Annotated in this window: 22 protein-coding genes and 1 pseudogene; 9 read left to right on the top strand and 14 right to left on the bottom strand. The window is 34.9% G+C overall.

The features are described from left to right. The first annotated feature begins 74 nt into the window (after positions 1 to 74). Positions 75 to 1064: an aldo/keto reductase gene (locus QDN89_RS14280; RefSeq protein ID WP_280770831.1), complete on the top strand. Its 990-nt coding sequence runs from the start codon at positions 75 to 77 to the stop codon at positions 1062 to 1064. Positions 1065 to 1214: 150 nt separating this feature from the next. Beyond that, the gene (locus tag QDN89_RS14275; RefSeq protein ID WP_280770830.1) at positions 1215 to 2594 is read left to right on the top strand and encodes a Glu/Leu/Phe/Val family dehydrogenase; all 1380 of its coding nucleotides are present in this window, start codon (positions 1215 to 1217) and stop codon (positions 2592 to 2594) included. Positions 2595 to 2629: 35 nt separating this feature from the next. Here the strand turns inward: QDN89_RS14275 and QDN89_RS14270 are convergent. Next, positions 2630 to 2950, bottom strand: a pseudogene (locus tag QDN89_RS14270) (EAL domain-containing protein); the annotation flags it as partial. Positions 2951 to 3121: 171 nt separating this feature from the next. On the opposite strand from QDN89_RS14270, the gene QDN89_RS14265 reads away from it, so the two are divergent. Beyond that, positions 3122 to 3421 (top strand): hypothetical protein, encoded by a 300-nt coding sequence (locus QDN89_RS14265; RefSeq protein WP_280770829.1) that lies wholly within the window; start codon positions 3122 to 3124, stop codon positions 3419 to 3421. 69 nt (positions 3422 to 3490) lie between these two features. Here QDN89_RS14265 and QDN89_RS14260 read toward each other — a convergent pair whose 3' ends face one another. After that, positions 3491 to 4936 carry an NAD(P)H-binding protein gene (locus tag QDN89_RS14260; RefSeq protein WP_280770828.1) on the bottom strand — a complete coding sequence of 482 codons (1446 nt, stop codon included), beginning with the start codon at positions 4934 to 4936 and terminating at the stop codon, positions 3491 to 3493. A 198-nt stretch (positions 4937 to 5134) separates the two neighbouring features. Between QDN89_RS14260 and QDN89_RS14255 the strand changes: the two genes are divergently transcribed. Next, positions 5135 to 5515, top strand: coding sequence for a hypothetical protein (locus QDN89_RS14255; RefSeq protein ID WP_280770827.1), 381 nt, complete (start codon positions 5135 to 5137; stop codon positions 5513 to 5515). A 16-nt stretch (positions 5516 to 5531) separates the two neighbouring features. Here the strand turns inward: QDN89_RS14255 and QDN89_RS14250 are convergent, their stop codons facing one another. After that, the gene (locus QDN89_RS14250) at positions 5532 to 6350 is read right to left on the bottom strand and encodes an alpha/beta fold hydrolase (RefSeq protein WP_280770826.1); all 819 of its coding nucleotides are present in this window, start codon (positions 6348 to 6350) and stop codon (positions 5532 to 5534) included. Between the two features lie 196 nt (positions 6351 to 6546). On the opposite strand from QDN89_RS14250, the gene QDN89_RS14245 reads away from it, so the two are divergent. Beyond that, positions 6547 to 6633, top strand: coding sequence for a YjcZ family sporulation protein (locus QDN89_RS14245; RefSeq protein WP_280771037.1), 87 nt, complete (start codon positions 6547 to 6549; stop codon positions 6631 to 6633). Positions 6634 to 6687: 54 nt separating this feature from the next. Here the strand turns inward: QDN89_RS14245 and QDN89_RS14240 are convergent, their stop codons facing one another. After that, positions 6688 to 7383, bottom strand: a complete 696-nt coding sequence (locus QDN89_RS14240) for a TVP38/TMEM64 family protein (protein ID WP_280770825.1) — start codon at positions 7381 to 7383, stop codon at positions 6688 to 6690. 253 nt (positions 7384 to 7636) lie between these two features. On the opposite strand from QDN89_RS14240, the gene QDN89_RS14235 reads away from it, so the two are divergent. Continuing rightward, positions 7637 to 8131 carry a L,D-transpeptidase family protein gene (locus tag QDN89_RS14235; RefSeq protein WP_280770824.1) on the top strand — a complete coding sequence of 165 codons (495 nt, stop codon included), beginning with the start codon at positions 7637 to 7639 and terminating at the stop codon, positions 8129 to 8131. A gap of 32 nt (positions 8132 to 8163) precedes the next feature. Here QDN89_RS14235 and QDN89_RS14230 read toward each other — a convergent pair whose 3' ends face one another. The 5 genes from QDN89_RS14230 to QDN89_RS14210 form a co-directional block, all read right to left on the bottom strand. Next, on the bottom strand, positions 8164 to 9243 hold the full coding sequence (locus tag QDN89_RS14230; protein ID WP_280770823.1) for a DUF6920 family protein: 1080 nt from the start codon (positions 9241 to 9243) through the stop codon (positions 8164 to 8166). A gap of 93 nt (positions 9244 to 9336) precedes the next feature. Then, positions 9337 to 9786 (bottom strand): MarR family winged helix-turn-helix transcriptional regulator, encoded by a 450-nt coding sequence (locus QDN89_RS14225; protein ID WP_280770822.1) that lies wholly within the window; start codon positions 9784 to 9786, stop codon positions 9337 to 9339. A gap of 188 nt (positions 9787 to 9974) precedes the next feature. Further along, positions 9975 to 10334, bottom strand: a complete 360-nt coding sequence (locus QDN89_RS14220) for a hypothetical protein (RefSeq protein ID WP_280770821.1) — start codon at positions 10332 to 10334, stop codon at positions 9975 to 9977. Positions 10335 to 10572: 238 nt separating this feature from the next. After that, a complete protein-coding gene (locus QDN89_RS14215) occupies positions 10573 to 11322 on the bottom strand; it encodes a DUF429 domain-containing protein (RefSeq protein WP_280770820.1) in 750 nt (249 codons plus the stop codon). A gap of 34 nt (positions 11323 to 11356) precedes the next feature. Next, the gene (locus QDN89_RS14210; RefSeq protein ID WP_280770819.1) at positions 11357 to 11962 is read right to left on the bottom strand and encodes a hypothetical protein; all 606 of its coding nucleotides are present in this window, start codon (positions 11960 to 11962) and stop codon (positions 11357 to 11359) included. Between the two features lie 125 nt (positions 11963 to 12087). On the opposite strand from QDN89_RS14210, the gene QDN89_RS14205 reads away from it, so the two are divergent. Then, positions 12088 to 12948 carry a peptidoglycan recognition protein family protein gene (locus QDN89_RS14205; protein ID WP_280770818.1) on the top strand — a complete coding sequence of 287 codons (861 nt, stop codon included), beginning with the start codon at positions 12088 to 12090 and terminating at the stop codon, positions 12946 to 12948. Between the two features lie 124 nt (positions 12949 to 13072). On the opposite strand, the gene QDN89_RS14200 is transcribed toward QDN89_RS14205, so the two are convergent. Continuing rightward, positions 13073 to 13756: an SDR family oxidoreductase gene (locus tag QDN89_RS14200; protein WP_280770817.1), complete on the bottom strand. Its 684-nt coding sequence runs from the start codon at positions 13754 to 13756 to the stop codon at positions 13073 to 13075. 189 nt (positions 13757 to 13945) lie between these two features. After that, positions 13946 to 14728 carry a ZIP family metal transporter gene (locus tag QDN89_RS14195; protein ID WP_280770816.1) on the bottom strand — a complete coding sequence of 261 codons (783 nt, stop codon included), beginning with the start codon at positions 14726 to 14728 and terminating at the stop codon, positions 13946 to 13948. 293 nt (positions 14729 to 15021) lie between these two features. Here QDN89_RS14195 and QDN89_RS14190 point away from each other — a divergent pair, with 293 nt between their 5' ends. After that, positions 15022 to 15510, top strand: a complete 489-nt coding sequence (locus QDN89_RS14190; RefSeq protein WP_280770815.1) for an RDD family protein — start codon at positions 15022 to 15024, stop codon at positions 15508 to 15510. Between the two features lie 160 nt (positions 15511 to 15670). Here QDN89_RS14190 and QDN89_RS14185 read toward each other — a convergent pair whose 3' ends face one another. The 3 genes from QDN89_RS14185 to QDN89_RS14175 form a co-directional block, all read right to left on the bottom strand. Beyond that, positions 15671 to 16840, bottom strand: a complete 1170-nt coding sequence (locus QDN89_RS14185; RefSeq protein ID WP_280770814.1) for a TraB/GumN family protein — start codon at positions 16838 to 16840, stop codon at positions 15671 to 15673. Between the two features lie 291 nt (positions 16841 to 17131). Further along, positions 17132 to 18289, bottom strand: coding sequence for a glycosyltransferase family 2 protein (locus QDN89_RS14180; protein WP_280770813.1), 1158 nt, complete (start codon positions 18287 to 18289; stop codon positions 17132 to 17134). A 251-nt stretch (positions 18290 to 18540) separates the two neighbouring features. Continuing rightward, positions 18541 to 18741, bottom strand: a complete 201-nt coding sequence (locus tag QDN89_RS14175; RefSeq protein ID WP_280770812.1) for a hypothetical protein — start codon at positions 18739 to 18741, stop codon at positions 18541 to 18543. Between the two features lie 263 nt (positions 18742 to 19004). On the opposite strand from QDN89_RS14175, the gene tnpB reads away from it, so the two are divergent. Further along, positions 19005 to 20177 (top strand): IS200/IS605 family element RNA-guided endonuclease TnpB, encoded by a 1173-nt coding sequence (gene tnpB / locus QDN89_RS14170; protein ID WP_280770811.1) that lies wholly within the window; start codon positions 19005 to 19007, stop codon positions 20175 to 20177. The last annotated feature ends 169 nt before the right edge of the window (positions 20178 to 20346 follow it).

Raw genomic sequence — 20346 nt, 5'->3', positions numbered from 1 at the left:
AATGCGTTATACTTAAGTTATCTATATTATCGACTGAACGTAATAATCAATTAATTACTAAAGGAGAGGCGCTCATGAATACTAATCAAACCATCCCACTACGAAGACTAGGTCACTCAAATTTGAGAATTTCCGCTTTGGGCTTAGGATGTTGGCAATTCAGCAAAGGTGAAGGATTTGCAGGTAAATTTTGGCCAATAATGAATCAAGATGACATTGATGAAATTATTAAAATGAGTCTTGAAGGTGGAATTAACTGGTTTGATACTGCCGAAGTTTATGGAAAGGGAGAGTCTGAAAAAGCCCTTTCCCAATCGTTAAATAACCTAAATATTCAAGAAAAAAATGCCTTAATTGCTACAAAATGGTGGCCATTCATGAGGGGAAGCAGTTCCATCACTACTACAATTGAAAAACGCCTTGAAGCTTTGTCTGGTAGAAGTATCGATCTTTATCAAATTCATCAACCTTTTTCTTTATCAAGTGTAAGAGCTGAAATGAAGGCAATGGCAAAACTATTACGTAACAATAAAATTAAAAATGTTGGTGTCAGTAATTTCAATGAAGATAAAATGCGAGAAGCACATGACGTGCTTCAAGACGAAGGTTACTTCTTAGCTTCCAATCAAGTGAAATATAGTTTATTAGATCGTAGAATCGAAAATAATGGCGTATTAGCAGCTGCAAAAGAACTAGGTGTTACTATCATTGCTTACTCTCCATTGGAACAAGGTATCTTATCGGGGAAGTTTCACCATAATCCAGAATTAATTGAAAATTTATCTGGACCTAGAAAATACAGTTCGCTATTTAAAGCTTCAGGATTAAAAAGAACAAAACCATTAATTGATTTACTTGAAGAAATGGCAATTAAATATGAGGTCAGTGTAACTCAAGTTGCCTTGAATTGGTTAATTCACTATCATGGTGATACGGTTGTCGCTATACCTGGCGCTTCAAAACCTAATCATGCGAAAGAAAATATTGGCACACTGCAATTTACGTTATCTGAAGAAGATATGGCTGAAATTGATAAGGTTTCAAGAGCTGTCGGTAGATTTTAACAACTACGATTTAATAAAATGATACAAACACCCTAGTATTTATGGGTGTTTTTGTTTTTCTTATCTCTTTAAACATCTAACGTTTTTATACATTTATGGTACGATAGTATTAAATATTGAATACGCTTTCAAATGATTGGAGGAATTATTTTGCATTATCAAACAAAAACGATCGTTCAGCAATCACTGGATGCATTAAGTGAAAATCAGGCGTTCTTAATAGATTTAAAAGGCGAAGAAAGAAATAGAGCATTTTCATCATTAGCTTCTATTTTATCTACACCTAATAAAGTGCATAAATCATTTTTAAGAATGCCTTTAGAAAACGGCAAAGTTGTACGGATACCATCATTTCGCGTTCACCATAACGATACGTTCGGCCCATATAAAGGCGGAATTCGCTTTCATGAATCAGTAAATGAAGAAGAAGTAATTAATCTAGCTTTTTTAATGACGTTAAAAAATTCGCTACACAACATTCCATTTGGCGGTGGAAAAGGTGGTATTGTAATAGACCCACGAGAGTATTCCTTGAAAGAGTTAAATATTATATCAAGGAAATATGTTCAATATTTTGCAGATGTTATTGGGCCAGATAAAGATATCCCTGCTCCCGATTTAGGTTCTAGTGAGCGTGAAATGGATTGGATGATGGCAGAATATAAAAGCATCAAACCTGGACAACCATATCGAGGAAGCTTCACTGGAAAAAGTGTCGTAAACGGTGGATCACTTGGTCGCAGAGAAGCTACTGGAAAAGGGGTTTATTTTTCTTTTCGCTATATGCTTCATGATTTTTTAACAAATCAAAAGGATTGGCTAATTAAAAATGATACAATTTATGCTAAAACTGCCATAGAAGAAGCAAAACACCCGTTAAAGATCGCTGTTCAAGGATTTGGAAATGTGGGATCGGTTGCTGCTTTAGAAGCACATTCATGCAAATATCTTCAAAATAAAGTCGTTGCTGTTAGTGATAGAAATGTTACGTTGCATAATGAAGACGGTTTGGACATACTAGGACTAGTGAAATTTATTGCAGGAAATGAAAATGATTTACCTTCAACCAACGAGCAACTTGAAAAAAGCGGTATAAAAGCAACCATTCTTGACCGAGATAATTTACTAACTTTAAATGTAGATGTACTTATCCTAGCAGCTTTGGAAGACCAAATACACAGAAAAAATATGGAACAAATAAAAGCTAAGATAATTGTTGAAGGGGCAAATGCTCCTACTACTGCTGAAGCTGACAAGTATTTAAGCGAGAAAGGTGTGATTATCATACCTGATATTTTAGCCAATGCTGGTGGGGTGATTGTATCCTACTTTGAATGGTTACAAGGAAGAAAAACACAATTTTATAATGAAAAAGAAGTATTCGATATGCTCTACCTACAGATGAAAGAAACGATGGATACCATTTTACCTAAGTTTTTCGGGGACTCCTTTCCGTTAAGACAAAATTGCTATATCCATTCTGTCATGAAGTTATCTGTCGTTTTATACAAACAAGGAAAGTTGTATTAAATGAAATCTTGATATTAAAAGAAACCCTTTCACTATTAACTGAAAGGATTTCTTTTTTCTTGTAGCCTTTTATCGTTTTTCTCTTTCTTTAGTAGATCTTCTAATTGATCTTGCTTTAAAGGTTTACTGTATAAATAACCTTGCATTTGCTCACAGCCTTGTGCTGATAAGAATTCTTTTTGTTCCTCATACTCTACACCTTCAGCAGTTGTCACATTTCCTAGTGATCTAGCCATGCTAATAATTGTTGTGATTACCGTTTTCGCGTTTTGGTCAAACGTCATATTTTTTACGAATGTGCGATCTATTTTCAATGTATTAATAGGAAATTTAGTAAAATACGCTAACGACGAGTAGCCCGTTCCGAGAAATTGACTCTACCTAGTTGATTTATTCTAAGATCATAAATTCAGAAAATATATTCTCTCCGAAAACTGGTGACGTGTATATCTGTTAATTAAATGCTGCAGAATATACATAGTTAATAAAGTGAAATGGTAATAAAAGAATATGATGGAGGGATTAATGTGACCGAAAGAAAGAAAAATAAAACAAAAGAAAATGTGAATGCTGAACTTGGTGGCATGCGTATTTATGGCACAACAAGTAATGTTGAAGTGGAGGGGTACAAAATGTCTGGTGATATTGAAAATGCTGGACAACTTGATAAAGGATTTGAACGAATGAAAGAAAGAGATGGCGAAGTAGCCGACTTTATCGTGGATGAATTACCTAAAGAAAAAAATGATTTAGGTGGTTATGATTTGGAACACCCTGATGATACAGATACAGAATCAGAAGAAAAAAATCATCAACAAACGAAATAATTAAAAAGAAAGAGCAAACCTCAATGGCTGCTCTTTCTTCTAACATCACCTCTTAAAGAAGTTAAGTATTTACCCCATTTTATTTTCATCTGGAAATGAATACTGACTTAAGTTCTTTTTAAATCTATTCATCACCCACAAATGTACATAAGCTTGAGTGAATACATAGATAAACCATGGAAGAGAAGGCGTATAATCATGAATCGCTGCTAAGCACTCATTTGTTTCTGGGATTTGCCTGAACTCTAATCTTCCTCGAGGGTTCTTTTCCGTATCAGCTAATTTGCCACCACTAATATAAAATAAAGCCCGCTCAGGAGTGCTTCGATCTTTAGAATACGAAAACTCCATTAACGGCTCTTTCAAAAAAATCAAATTAAGCTGACAATGATAGTTCTCATCTATTTTCACTTTAATTATCGGTTTTAATAATTTTGCTAACCATTTAACGTAATATAAAGCAACCCATTTTGCATTTTTTCCTGCCGGCAAAGGTAAGCGTTGAACAGAGCGAACTGTGTCTTCCGTGACGGAGGAACTTCTATTATTCTTATGAGAAAGTTTAACCTTTGTATGTTTCTCTTCAAAATCTATCGCATCTTTGGCCGCTTCCAAAAACGGTGTTTTACCATAACTAATCCCTTCTACCATTCGTTCTCGTTGAGCTGTCATTGGATGAATTAAACTCTCAATAAGTGGATAGACTAAATTTTTTGGTGTATTTGTTGTTAAACTCACCCATAATCTAGAAAGTTGAGGAGTAAAATATGGAATATTAACAAGGTATCTCTCTTTATCCAACGATTTCGCAGTTCGAATCATCATTTCTTTGTACGTCATCACTTCAGGTCCACCTATGTCAATCGTTTTCCCATAAACGTCTTTATTACCAATACTTTCCTTTAATCCAGTTAAAACATCAATTAATGCAATCGGATGCGTTAATGTGTTTGTCCACTTTGGAAGAAGCATCACAGGAAGCCTTCTCACTAGTTTAATTAATATTGGGAAAGAAGAACCTTGTGGACCAACAATCAAACCCGCTCGTAAAGTGGTAACAGGTACACTATAGGAACTGAGAACTTTCTCCACTTCTAAACGACTCTTCAAATGTCTAGATAAGTCCTCTGTATCAGGTATAAGTCCCCCTAAATAAACAATTTGTTTCACACCTTTTTTTCTCGCTGCTTGTGCAAAATTATCTGCTAAAATGAGATCCATGTCTTCAAAAGTCCCTTGTGTTAACCTAGCAGAAGAAAGCATAGAGTGAACGAGATAAACGGCGTAATCGGCTCCTTCTAAACATTCTTCGATTTCTACCATCGAAAACAAATCACATGAACGCCATGTAACTTTCTCACTACTCTCTTTTTGTTTCGATGCATTTCTTGAAAGAGCAACAATATCGGCTCCTGTTAACTCATTGATGATGTTTCTACCAATATATCCACTCGCCCCAGCGATAACTATCTTAGGTTTGGAATCTTTTTGTACATCATAAGGTGACTCTTCCATATCTTTCACTCCTGCTAAAAAACATATTTTACTGAAGATGAGTATGGGCTAATATTACTTTGATAATAGGAGAATAGTCAAATATCTTATTTTCAAGACTTACAGACCATAAAATTAATATGATAAAATAGAACTTCACAAAAACAAACTCCTATCATTAATTTCATAAATCGGTGATCTGAGAGAGGATGATGAACGATGAAAAAAATAGTTCTGACTATCTTTATTATAAGTTTATTAAGTTTTCCATTTGTATATTTTTCGATGCAACAAGATTTTGAGAATGGGTCGATGATTGGGTACATGATGATGATTATCTTTATGGCGATGATTGCATTTTTTGGTAAACTATCAAACGTAACAGTAGCCATCATCATTGGAAATATGATCTCTGCACTTTTGTCTTTTTATTTGATTGCAGATATGACAACGAATAGTCAATGGGAAGACTACTTTAAACCGCTGACTCCGATGCAACTTTTTATACTGGTAAGTATCTTGAATATTATTCCACAGCTCTTTGCAATGAAATTAGCAAGTGTAATGAAATTAAAATTAGCTTATATATGGGAAAAATAATGAAAGAGTATCATGATTAATGAAGGTTATTTTTCGAGACGTGGTGTTGACTAACATGCTCGTTCAAAAACGTTATTAATTCTTTATTTAACGATTCAGGATTATCTTGATTAGCGATATGATGTGCATCTGAAATGACGACTAATTGCGAATTAGAGCGATTTTGATCCCACTTTATTGACAGCTTTTTAATGAACGCAAGATCATGATCTCCGTAAATAATTAACATTGGTTTTTCTATAGGAGCCGAAATCCCACGAATCATATCATTTAACATCTCTTTTGTTAAATGAGCAATGACTTTTTTTCCTCTCTGAGAAGTCACTTTTTCTAAATAATTTCTCGTATCTTCTTTCAACGCTTTATGCTTTGCAAAAGATTTATACAAAGATTTGCTTGGATAAAGGTTAATCATGAGTGACATAAGCGGACTGAATAGTTTTAAAAGGGAAGAATACTTCGGGTATAGTGAGCCACCGCCAATATGAACCGTTGCAAGAACCTTATCAGGAAACATATTCTCCACATGTTGAACTACAAAACTACCAAGCGATTGACCAACAAATACTGCTTTATCAATGTTATAAGTGTTTAAGATTTCTACTAAAAATTCCGCTGCTGTTAATGAAAATTGCAGGTGATCATCTATATTTGTTGATTCTCCATGATAAGGCATGTCCCAAACAATAATACGGTAATGATGTTTCAAAGCTTCAACCTGCTTTGAAAAAGTCTCATGATTCATACCTACTCCATGAGAAAAAACAATCGTTGGCTCTCCTTCTCGTCCATGAACTTCATAATAGACCTGACCTTTATCATTTTTAAAATACACGATCATTCCTCCTTTATCTGACATGTAACACTTCATTATTTCGACTTTATTCATGTTAATTCCTTCACAAAAATCATTGAAAAGAAAACAATTTATAATATAAAAGACATTATCCTATACACCTTCTCTTATCTAAACATAGAGTTATCATAAGGGATTATGTCTTCCCTTATAACCTTTCTCATGAAAGGAGGTTATTATTGTGAGTCATAAAAATGGATTTGCGTTAATTGTTGTGCTGTTTATTTTGCTAGTTATCGTAGGAACCGCCTATACTTGGTAATTAGATATTTCCAACCTAAAAACAGAAGGCTCGACGGCCTTCTGTTTTTAGGAATTATTTTCTCACTCTTGTTACTTCCTTTTTTTCGAACATTGACTTGAAATAAGGTGTCGCAAAACTCATAAAAAATATAATCGCAAATGCCAAATACAGCATCCAAATAGACTCACTCGCATTTTCACCAAGATACGAATATAAAATTGTTGCAGGAGTTTGACCAATAGCCGAACCAATGATGTACGTTCGAAAACGAAGTGACGTTAAACCAGCTGTGTAACTAACAATTCCATACGAAACGACAGGGACAATTCTCGCAGTAATAATTGATTGTAGACCAAACCTACTGATAAACCGATCGGTCCAATTTAATGCTCTTACACTAACAAACTTTTCAACAAATGGTCTTCCTAAATTTTTAGCTATATAAAAGGCAATCGTTGCACCGATGAGCGCACTTGTCCATGAGAGAATGAATCCAAAGAAGGTGCCAAATAAAAGACCATTAGCAAATGTCGGTAAAAATGCTGGAATTGGTGCAATTAAAACGGAGAGTATCATCATAAAAGTAGAAATTATTGGTGCCCACATCCCAAAAGTCATTAAGTAATCTCTTACTTCTGATATGTCACCACTTGCTAACCTCATGACTGACTCGTCTATGAAAAGACGGACGCTCGGAAAGGATAAGTATATGATAACGAATAAAACAAGGGCAAAAATTATAAAAAGAACATTTTTTTTACTTACCATACACATTATCCCTCCTTTCTCCTCCTACTATAAACGAAACATATGTAGAAATTATGTATTTCCATAAATTATATTTTTTATCCACAACGATTTCACTTTTCATAAAATATAAAAATTAACTTGAACATTTTTAATTTATCATCTTTTAATAATTCCAAGCTATCTTCCCTATTATGAAAATGAAGAATTTAATGAAACATCTTACGATAACGACATAGTATAGAAAGACACTGCAAAGGAAAGGGTGGATTAAATGATTCATATAGTTAAATCTGGAGAAACATTAACGCTAATCTCAATTGATTATCGTACCTCACTTGAAGAAATTATTCTAGCAAATCCCGGAATTGATCCAAATATGATATATTCTGGACAATCACTTTTGATCCCTGGATTCCCACCAATTGAAACGATCCCTTATCAAATAGATGTCTCAATCGGTGAGCGTCAGCTTAAGTTATTCTATAACGGAATTATTCAGAAGCAATACCCAATTGCCGTTGGAAGAATGCTTCACCAAACACCTGTAGGCGATTATATTATTATTAACAAAGCTCCAAATCCCGGCGGAGCTTTTGGTACAATGTGGATGAGCTTGTCTAAACAACATTATGGCATACATGGAACAAACGATCCTGCTTCGATAGGCCAGGCAGTTTCAAGAGGTTGCATACGTATGTTTAACTCAGATGTGGAAGAATTAGCGTCGATTGTTCCTATAGGTACGCCTGTTACCATACGACCATGAAAAATCAGGACATATATTAAAATCGATGTATGTTATTGAAGTTCTAATTCATATATTTCAGCCTTATACCACGTAAATAAACCATCTTCCAATACGTATGACACATCAACTTTTGTTGGAATTTTCACTCCATTAATGATTTGGAATTCTTTCGCTACCCCAATACATTCTTTATAAGAATCTGATTCTGTATCGTAGCGCCATGCACTACTTTTCACGTACTCTCCTTCTTCTGTGAAAAAGAACTTCGCCGTTCCGACCAACCCTTTGTATGTCATCGTTGCTTCAGCAGTCATATTATCTATTTCTTTCCACGTGATATAAGGACTTAATGCACCAACTGGATACCAAGGTAATTCAAGCAAATATCTTTGCATCGTCGATTGATCAGCCTCCTGATTGTTCTTCACATTTGCAACCGTCAGTAATGAAGCCAATTTCATTTGAATGTCTCCTTTGCCGTCGATAAACGTATCTCTTCCTTTGACATTCATCCACGGATTCATTGCTATATCGACTTTCCAGATAAAACCTGGTTCCTGTGTCGTCACATATTGACCCGAAGTTGCTTGATACCAATTTTTTTGATCTGGCTTAAGTTTCATTCGAGCTTGGTGCTTAAATGATATATTGGTTAATAACTTTTTTCCAATTACCCCGCTGTTTAATAACCATTTCTGAACAGGTTCCGGTAAAGGATCTATCATTTCTTCTGTAATCACAGTCGTTTTATTTTCTTCTTGATTAAGTAATACATCCACCTCTTTATTTATCTGCTGGTCGAATCTTAAAGCAGCAAAAGCGAATATAATAGCAATGACAATAAATATATTTGCAATTGACCCCATTTTTGCATCTCCCCACGCTCCAAAGATGAGGACTTGTGACAAGATAACAGCAATAATGGCGTTTTTCCACCATAAGTCATGATTAAAAAACAAAAAACTCACAGATATGAAAAAAAACAGGCCTGCTCCAAGCCATAATATTCCTTGTAACCTAGATATAGGAATCGTTAATTCATTTATTTCTGCCAAATTAAAACCTTTCAAAAATCCCAATAAATGAATGATTCCGTGTAATGCCATCACAATAATAATAACTAATTTCATATAAACACCCTCTTCAACTATTAAATAAACTATTTTTACAGTACGAACATTCTATTGTTCAACAAATCACATATATGACCGTACTTTCGTTCGCTAATCCCATCCCTCGAGTGTAGTAAGTAATTTTTCAAAAACGTTCATCGTTGTTTGCATTTCTTCATCACTAACATCTCCAAATAAGTGATGTATAAAGTGATTGCCGTCTTTTTCCCTTCCTTTCCAGTAAGCATCGCTCTTTTCTGTAAGACATAAACGTAAAACACGACCATCTTTCTCATCTTTTTGAAATGTTAAAAAGCCGTTTTCTTTTAATTTATTCGCTAATTGCTTCGTATTTTGGTGAGAAGTGCCCATTAACTTCGCAACTTCACCAAGCGTTGGTTTATGTTTATCAAATTGCAAGATCATCACTGTTAAAAACCATTGGCGAAGTGTCATCCCATTTTCATCACCTAAAAATTCGTCCCCTTTCATTTGTAACTTATTCGCCAAAAAGAAAAAACTTCCAAATAAATACGCTTCCTTTTTTGTTCTGTTATCCATTTCATCACCTCTATATATGTAACATATTACATAAATACTAGGATGTCTCGAGTGAAATGTGAAATGTCTATGACAAATGTTGTTTAAACTCTTATTATCGGAATAATATCTAGTTAATATGTGATAGTTTTAAAAAGAGTCCTTGATCGATAAATAATCCCCTCTGAAAATCAGAGGGGATTATTGGCTCAATCCATCACTACTTGTCTTTCAATACGTTTGACGAGATCACGACAATTACATAGCAAGTCAAATTGTTTCGTGGATAATACACTCATATGTGCCACATCATTACGCACATCTCTTAATGAGAACAAACGGTAAATCTCATCATTTGTGAAAATACCTTTACAAATTGGACTGTGATCATAAAATGTCACAATATCATGATAAAACATTTTATCTAAAGGTTTCGTTAATTCAGGGGCACGATCCCAATTCACACTATATTTCTCAAAAAGAGTCGATTGTATATTTGCTTTTAAGATCGTTTCTATTTCATACAAAATTCTGTATGCTGATGTCATATACTCTATATCGTTTTCCATTAACAATTTCACTCCTAGTTTACATATAACCTAAAAAAATTATTTAGACCTTATTAAGCAATTTTATCTAGTTTTATAACAATTCGCAAGCGTTTTCATTTGTTATTTCATAACTAATATCGATAATCTCTTTTTTACTAGCGTTATAATCGTTCCTTCCACATTTTTAGTGGATTAAATTTAACGGCTCGGTCCTAAATTGTAATTATCTATCATTTATCTTTTAAAACTCTATTATTCAGATGAAATAATAGATCCAACCTTCTTTTTTCACATCATTGTTTTTAGGAGCTTCCGCAAGTTTTGGTAAAATAGCTCCGTTCGTTTGACTCGCCACTGCATATATCGCGCAAATACAAGCATCGTAAGCGTCTGTCCCTGGCATCGTATCCTTTGGGAGGAATTGTTTTAAATGGTCATGAACTTCTCCAAACCGTTTTTCTTTCACTAAAGCTGGATAGACTTCCAGTATGATTCGATTATCGGTTACATCCTTTTCTTTAAATGGATAGACCTTAAACTCTGCTTCTCTTTCCCAGTGCCTTGCATGAAAAATAGCTAACGTCGCGTTGTTTCCAATCCGATCAAAAACGGCAGATAACGGCTTCTTCCCAAATACTCTGTAAATTTCCTTGTCAGTGAAACGGTAAGCTAACGGGTTATAAATTTCTTTTGAAGGTTTGAACATGTCAGGTAATCCACCATCAATCAGTTTATTAAACGGAACAGGATAGCCTAACGGCGCATCAATTCCTATCACAACAACTGTATCGTCATCCAACTTATCAAATTCAAAAGAAGAATCAGCCGTTCCCGTCAATTGTTCTATAGACATTAAGGAGTCATCAGGGAGAGAAGTCTCTGTTGCTCTACCCTTCCAGCGTAACTTGTTTGATTGTCGGTCCCATTCACATATTGCCACGCCGTGATTATTTCCCATCCAACCGCCTACATCCCAACCGATGCCAATAACTTTCTCTACACTCACATAACCACTCCCTATTTTTCAGAATCATAGAATATTATGAAGCTTTCTTACTTTTCTGAGCGACATGATACTCTTTAAACAACTTCTGAAGTTGTTCGACAACATGTTGATCGCGAAGATACACTTTTTGTTTTCGATGTAGTTTTTTATCTACATGAATTATGATTTCTTTATAATCACCTGATTGTTCAAACATCCCATATGCCTCATCGCCGATTTTAATCGGAGATATTTGATAACTTTTGACCCTCTCCCATTCGTAAAAGCGTTCATCAACATATAAACCATTGGAAACAACTAAGAAACTTGGTACATGAAACGTTGTTAAAGTCATGATAGGAATATAAAGAAAGAAAAGCGACTGAGACCACGACACATTTTCATCTAACACAATTAATAATCCAAGAAAAAGCAACATCAACAAGGAAACGCCAATCGATACCCTCTTTTTTATTTTCCAACTCTTCATTTGCAAACTAAGTTTCTCCACTTTCCCTTTCGGTGTGATAATTTCCCATTCTTCCATTGGTAAAAGAGCTTCGTTTGACGACATAATCATTTTCTTTGTTCGTATATTGTGAATTGTGATCATTGTAATGAAAGATAGAAGGATAACAAGAATAATGAATTTAATAAACAAATCGCTCTCCCCTTTTAGCTAAGATTCTCATATTTTTACAAACTTCGATTCTAGTCATATTCAACATCCCTCCCCTTTTATCCTTTTCCAACTGTACTTCTCTTTTAAAAGAAAGGGATGATGAATTGTTATTAAAAAATAAGTATGTCGTAGAAAAACATTGGATTACAAACCATGTGAATCGTAGTCGAAAGAAGCTGATGAATCGAAAGTTTGGTGTGGCTCATGAAACTGCCAACAATGATGCTGATGCCCTTGCTCATGTAAGATACTTTCAAAACAACAATGTCTATGCATCTTATCATCAATTAGTAGATAGTGAACGAATTGTTGAATTGATTCCTCTTAATGAAATAGCCCTCCATGTTCGTCGTGACATGGATCGACAAACACTTAAACTTGGACACGCCAATGATAATGCCGTAGCTATAAGCCTTTGTAGAACTGGAGAATTTGCTATCGCGTATGACCGTTTCGTTTGGGCTTGGGCGAACATTTGTGTCCAATATAACTGGAACCCGACCAAAAGAATTTCTGCTCATCGATTTGAAGATCCAACACGAAGAAGAGATCCACAAAGTTGGTTAGAACCAAACGGTATCTATTGGAATACTTTTTTAAACGATGTTTCTGAGTATGTCGCTTCATGGGAATCACCGCTATCCATAACTAATATGACGAATTCGTCTTCTAAAACGAATACTAGGAACATCGTGGAAGAATCAAAAATGATTCCTTTGCCAAATAAAATATATAAAGCAACGTTCCCTTATCCTCGTGGTTCAGGGGTGCGATCAGTCCAGAAAGCACTTGTGAAGATTCACTTTTATCCCGATCGATTTGAGAAGAACTTTGGAATTGATAGTATATATGGTCCAAAAACAGCTGACGCAATAAGGAGATTTCAAAAAGTATATTTACCATATGAAGTAGACGGTATATACGGTCCGAATACTCGAAGGATGCTCTTAAAACAAATGAACTAAGCTATAAATATAAAGCACGATAGCTATGTGTATCGTGCTTTACATTTGCTTCTTTCCTTATTTCATCATTTGGGTGACCCATCAGTTAACACGTAAGGACCTACGTTAAATAATATACCGATTCTTATGGACGTATAATTATTTCTATTTCTAACGCATCTTTTTCGGTTTTCATAACAGATAGAATTTGTTTAGCTACGGTTTCTATCGTTAATCCATGAGATTTTTTTGAAGCTGAGACGCCAGCGAAATCGGTTTGCACTAGTCCTGGTGATACAGTGGAAACACGAATTCCATATTTTTTCCCTTCTTCATTCATCGTTTCAGAAAGGCCTAATAGCCCCCACTTACTGGCACAATAGACAGAAGCCATTTCTCTTCCTTTATAAGCAAGGTCTGATGCAATATTAATAATTTGTCCTGATTGATTTTTCATCATTATTCTGTAAGCCGCTTGACTGCATAGAAAAGCACCCTTCAAATTCGTATTTATTTGACTGTCCCAATCTTCTTCGGTTATGTCCTCGAATCGTTTGAAGACACCTACTCCAGCATTATTAACTAATATGTCAATTCTCCCATATTTTTCAGCAATGTTATCCATTACATCTGAAACTTCTTCGCTAGAAGTAATATCACATTGGTATGCATCAACAGTATTGTTGACCGCTTTTCTTAAATTAGCAATTGATTCTTTATTTTTTGCTAAAACAATTGGTATTGCATCTTCCCGGAGTAATAAATCAACGACACCTTTACCAATTCCTCTAGTACCTCCAGTAACGACAATAACGTGACCTTTCAGCATACGACACACCCTTTTTTCTATATTTTGATAAGTTAAATAGTTGATATATCTTCATTATCATTGAAATGGAAAACGATCTCAACAACTAGATAACGAAACGTAAAAAAAAGAATGTTACTAACTCACCCGTTCTATTAATTGATATGGAATGTTATGAAATTTATAAAAACAACAATGCTTCTCCCTCCTTTATAAATGGTGTAGCCACAAAGCAATAAATACACCAATGGAAGTCACAAAACCTACGGTCGGACCGCCTTCTTTATATGCTTCTGGCATCATTGTTGATGCAATCATGGCAATAATTGCACCACCAGCAAAACTACTTATAATAGCTTTAATATTATTTGAAGCCATTTCAAGTAATGTAGCTCCTGCTAATGAACTAATCGCAGAGAAAAATACGACTAATACCCACATCATCATAATTTTTTTATTAGTAAATCCACTTTTTCTTAATCCAACTGTACTAGAAAGTCCTTCTGGAATATTACTTATAAATACCGATACTAAAAGAGCTAAACTCACCGAACTTCCTCCAATTAAACTCATGCCTATCATTGCAGACTCGGGAAGGGTGTCCATAACTGTTCCAATGAAAATACCCATTCCTGAAGTTTTTCCTTTCTCTTTCGAATTTTTCCTTTTAATAGGTGTTAATTGATTGCCTTCGGTCAGATGATCTTTTCGATCCGAACCTTTACGCTGATTTCCACCTTTATGAGAAATAAAATAATCTAATAACGTAAAAATCAACGCACCACCTAAAAAACCTATTCCAACTTCTTTAAATCCACTAATTTCTAGCGAGCCTTCAAGCAATTCGTAAGTAGTAGCCCCAATTAGTGCCCCAGTACCTAGTGCCATAATATATCCTATTATTCTTTTTGGTATCGAAAGCTTCATCGCTAATATAGCACCAAACATTGTTGCTGATGCCGCAAGCGTTCCCCAGAAAATTGCATTCCACATTTGGAATTGCCACCTTTCCCCTCTTCTAGAGTTTGTACTAGCTTGAAGCAGACTCCTCTTTCATATAATCTCCTTCAAAGGTTTAAAAATACACAAAAGTTAAATACCATCTTGTGATATTCTTTCACCAGATTATGTTAAATACATCATCCTTTTTGAATGAATTTTTATTTCATTGGAATTTTATGTTAATATAAAGAGACTTAATTTCTCAAAAATTCCATTATTTTTGAAACTAAAATGATTTATACACGTAACTTTAAAATACGGCAGTTCACATGAAGGAGCGTTTTATGAGTAGATTGGATATCCTATTATCAAATATAAAACCAGTTGAAATAAACCGAAATGCTGGCGGATTTATTAGACTTTTAGCTTTGTTTTATGACATAGTTGTACTTTCGATGGTACTGTTCATGGTTGGTGCATTTACAACACTCTGGATGATGGTGTCTACAGACAGTCCATTTATAGCAGATCCAATTAGAACACGTGATTACATATTTAACAATGAGTTCCACTTATATTTCATTAATTGGCTGATTTTAGGTACAGTATTTATTATTTATCAATACATCTATCCGATGTTCAAAAGACAAACGTTTGGTATGATGTTTACTGATTTAACCGTCGTTGATGAGAACGAACAACATGTAACGAAAAGAAAATATTTTCAAAGAGAATTATTAAAAATTGTTCTATTCCCTACTTTTTTTCTTTCGTTTACAAAAGGAAGAAGACCATTATACGATAAATGGAGCAAAACGTACTTGAAGAAATAATACGTTATTCATTAAAAACGCTTATTTGGAAACGGTAGATGAAACAATGTTTTATAAAATGGGTTATGGATCCTCCATATGATACTTTAATTAACAATGACTTCAATGAAAACGAGACAGCCCAATTGGACTGTCTCGTTTTAATACTTTAGTTTAAGTTTTACATAAAATTTTGTAAGAACAAACGAATCACATCGGCTCCACCGATCATTGTTCCAATGGTACTTCCGATGTTACTTAAAACGACAACGAGCAATATCCTACTCACTTTGTTGTCTCTAAATCCTTTAAAATTATAAACATCGTCAGATAAACTTTCAAAGTCTCTCACATTAGGACGCCGGAAGTACGTTTGTGCGATTCCCGCAAACCACCCAGCAGCAAGCATTGGGCTTAGGGAACTTAATGGCGCCACGACGAGAGCTGTAAGAATCGCCATTGGATGACCAAAGGCAATCAATGCACCTAGCGCCGAGAATGATCCATTCCAAAGAACCCAACTAATGATTTGTTGCATTCCTGCAGCGGGATTGTTAAATAACGTGTATGCAATAATACTTATAATAAACAACGGTATCGCCCACGCAAGAATTTTAGGTACTTTCGATTTAGGTGGCTTTTCACATAAAGCTTCTAAATTATGATCTTGTTTAATTTCTTCTTTAATACCTGGAACATGGGCAGCTCCCAAAACAGCAACTACTTTGTTTCCAGGTGCATCTTTTATTTTCTGAGATAGATATTGATCTCTTTCATCAATTAAAGGTACTTTTAGTTTCGGAAATGAACGGGTAAATTCTTCTAGCACCGAATTAAGCATATCCTCCGACTTCATTCTTTCCATATCTTCTTCGGATACTTCTTCTTTATTAAAAATACTTGCGATTATCGACGTCATTAATTTCGCTTTACCCCAAAAACCAATACCATGCCAAATACGAGCAAATGTGATTTGGATATTTCGATCGGCTAAAACAATCTCTGCACCAATGTCATTCGCCGATTCAATTCCCTGAATCATTTCTTGACCAGGTTTGATTCCAAATTGTTTTGCCATTCTCTTTTGGAACGAGGATATAAGTAAATTCATTAAAAGTAAAGAAGCTTTCTTCTCTTTAATCACTTTAAAAATATCCATATCTTTCCATTGATTACCATCCGTCACAGCCTTATATCTTTGCTCATCTAGTTCCACACAGACGGTGTCAGGATTTTCTGCTTCAATAACTTCCTTTACTTGCTCCGCACTATGTTTAGATACATGAGCAGTCCCAATAAGAATGAGTTCTTTCCCATTGATATTTAATCTAGTAATGTTTTGTTCTGCCATAAACGACCTTCCTTTTCCTATTCCATTTATACTTATTATCTTGATTTGTTTTAGACTTTTTATTGGATAATGAAGATGACACTTTTTCAATTATAGCACTTATCTTTCGAAGACGTTTGAGTTATGGATAAACTTCTCTATATCACATAAAAAAATATAATTATTCTAGATAATTATTGCTTAAGTCAGAAATATTTTCTTTCCACACTCCCTTAACGTTTAATTATACTTTTTAAGAATATAAACATAAATATCCAATTGGAATCAAAAAATAATGGAGGTACTCCTCCACTATTTCATCATTTTTTTATTTTTCAACAACGATAATGGGTAAAAGGTTCCTCTCCATACAATTCCTCCACGAACTGTCGTTAATACCATTGCTCGAATGATACTGTACATAAATAGAACCGATGTGACCGGGAAAACAGCAAAGGTTTTAGTAGATTCCTTCACTTTGCTAAATGACGTTTGCAAATAGACTAGAAAAATCAATATAATTACTAATAAGTTTAATAATCGTGTTGTTCCATCAGTAACAAATAAAGCAATAAAAGGCCAAAGTTGAGAAAAGAAAATACCGAAAATAGATAAGAAAACCATAAAATAACTATAATATAATCCAGCAAACGTATTTTTCTCTAAACCGATCAACGCTTCTTTTAAAGAAGGATACCACTCCACTTTCAGATGTGATAAAGCCATAGCAACTCGTTGTTTCTTCCCGCTTTTTTTAATAGCTACACCGAGCATCAAGTCGTCATCTGGTCTTATTCTTATTTGTTTATGTGTACCAATCTCTTCATAAACATCCTTTTTTATTAAGTTAAATGCACCAATTCCGAGAGCGTGATTACTTTTATCATCGTTCGTTTTCCAAGGCCGTTTGAAATATGAAAAACCAAACATAAAGAAACTTACAAAAGCATTGGTCCAATAACTTTTAACGTCCATTTTTGGTGCTAACGTTAAATGGTCAACCTTATAATCCAACACATAAGAAACTGCTTTTCCAAGTGTATCCTGGTGAAACATCACATCAGCATCTGTAAACAAAAGATAGTCTCCTTTTGAAGCAAGATAACCTTGATAAAGGGCATGGTTTTTACCTAACCATCCTTTTTCCAGTTTTTTAATGTGGATCGATCTCATTCTAGACTCTTCTAACGATAACTGATCGATAATTTTGCCTGTTGCATCATCCGAACGGTCATTCACAACAATCCATTCAATCCTTGGATAGATTTGAGAGAATTGCGATCGTAAACTTTCTTCGATTTTCGTTTCTTCATCTTTTGCTGCAACAATCACAGATACTAATGGAGAATCTCCTTTCAAGGAATCTCGCATATGAATTTTTTCTAGCCGTGGCATCTTTTTCATTCCAAGAGATGCATCAATAAGGACAAGCACCCATAATAGACAAGTAACGGCAGCTAAATATATCATGTCTTAATGACTCCAATGTAGAATGGAGATACGTGAATTAATCTGATTATCTTTCGTTCCAAAAAAATCCCTTTACCATTTTTCAATAACACATCGTTCATCCCCTTTACATTATAATGTATATTTTCCACTCCTCTATTTGATTTAAACCGACGAACTCAGGAAACTCGAGAATCACGCAAAAAAACCCTTCCTCTATGGAGGAAAGAGTAATTGTATCTAAAACTCTTTTAGGAAATATTCAAAAGGTTTTATCTAATAAACCATTCCATATACTTATTTTTATCTAAATAAATCGATTGATTTTTTAGCTCCTGTCCTCTATGTTCAAATAGGAAAAATTCAACCTTTGCCTTGTCTAATTGTGAGTTTTTCTTATTATCTATAGCTTCATGCTTCTCTTCATAATCGCAAATAAAACGATAGCATTCCCATCTTTTTGAATGTCCCATACCTATCACCTTTACCTTTTTAATCTCATTTCAAATTTTAATTCCGTCATAAATCAAGTACAATTCATTATCGAATTTATTGTATCATAAATATGACGAAAAATAGGAAGGCATTTTTTATCGTTTTCCGACAGAAGACTCCCTCTTCCATCGCGAGAAGGGCTTTTAGCCCAGTGATAAGGGGGAGATGAATGGCGATTGGCGATAGCCACTCACCTCATGATATAATTAGAACAAACGTTCTTGTGAAATGAGGTGATGTCATGTTCGTAAAAAAAGCGTTCAAATTTCGTCTTTTTCCTAACCAAAAACAGGTCGATCTCATTCATAAAACGCTCGGTTGTTCTAGATTTGTGTTCAATTTCTTCCTCGGTAAGCAGAAGCAAAAAGACGCTTACTGGTACATCGTCGAAGACATGGTGCAAAACGGTCAGCTACCTTCAAATAACTGGAAAGGGGAGTTTTTCAACAAATACGACTCGATTAAAGCGGTTCGCCAGTTAAAAGAGCAGTATCCTTTCTTAAAAGAAGTGGATAGTATTTCCCTGCAAAAATCCGTTGAAAACCTCGCTGATTCTTACCAACGGTATTATAAAAAACAAACCAAAGCCCCTACATTTAAAAGTAAAAAGAACAAGGTACAGTCCTATACCACAAAGCAAACCAATGGAAATATCGCTGTTTCAAGTAAACACATCAAGTTGCCGAAGCTTGGTCTTGTTCGGTTTGCTAAAAGTCGTGACGTGGATGGACGAATCATCAATGCGACCATACGACGCAATCCAAGCGGTAAGTACTTTGTGTCGATCTTAGCTGAAACAGACGTCGTTGACATGCCGAAGACAAACGCCAGTACAGGCGTTGACTTAGGACTAAAAGACTTCGCTATCCTTGCAGATGGAACAAGATACAAAAACAATCGTTATTTCAAGTCGTTAGAACAAAAGTTAGCAAAGGCTCAACAGATTCTATCAAGGCGAGTCATCGGTTCTAGCAACTGGAATAAGCAACGAATCAAGGTCGCTCGAATGCACGAAAAGATGGAAAACAAGCGGACAGATTTCTTGCATAAGACTTCGACGGATATTATCAAAAATCACGATATTATCGGAGTGGAGAGTCTGCAAGTATCGAACATGATGAAAAATAAGAAAACAGCTAAATCCATCGCTGACGTATCTTGGTTCCAATTCAAGACCATGTTGAAATATAAAGCTGAATGGTACGGGAAGACGGTGGTGGAAGTGAGTAAAACCTTCCCTAGCTCCCAACGATGTTCCAATTGTGGCTATAAAAACAAAGACGTGAAAGATTTGAATTTGCGGGAGTGGACGTGTGTTTGTGGTGTGCATCACGACCGCGATAAGAACGCAGGATTAAATCTTAAAAACGAAGCTATAAGGCTTCTAACCGTCGGTGCGACGGGGATAGCCTAATCAAAACTTTCGGTTACGAAGGTGTTCTTAGGAATCCCCCACTTCAAATAGTTCGCAAGAGCAATGAAGTGGCGGGTAGTTCAATTATGAAATTATCATTATAAATAAAAGGATACAAGACTCGAAAAAATGAAGCCAATATATTCAAGGGTTAAGCAAAACTTGTTTT

The organism is Salipaludibacillus daqingensis (assembly GCF_029891575.1).
Taxonomy (GTDB): Bacteria; Bacillota; Bacilli; order Bacillales; family Salisediminibacteriaceae; genus Salipaludibacillus; species Salipaludibacillus daqingensis.
Note: the sequence above shows the minus strand (reverse complement) of the source record. Positions and strands in the feature narration are given on the sequence as shown.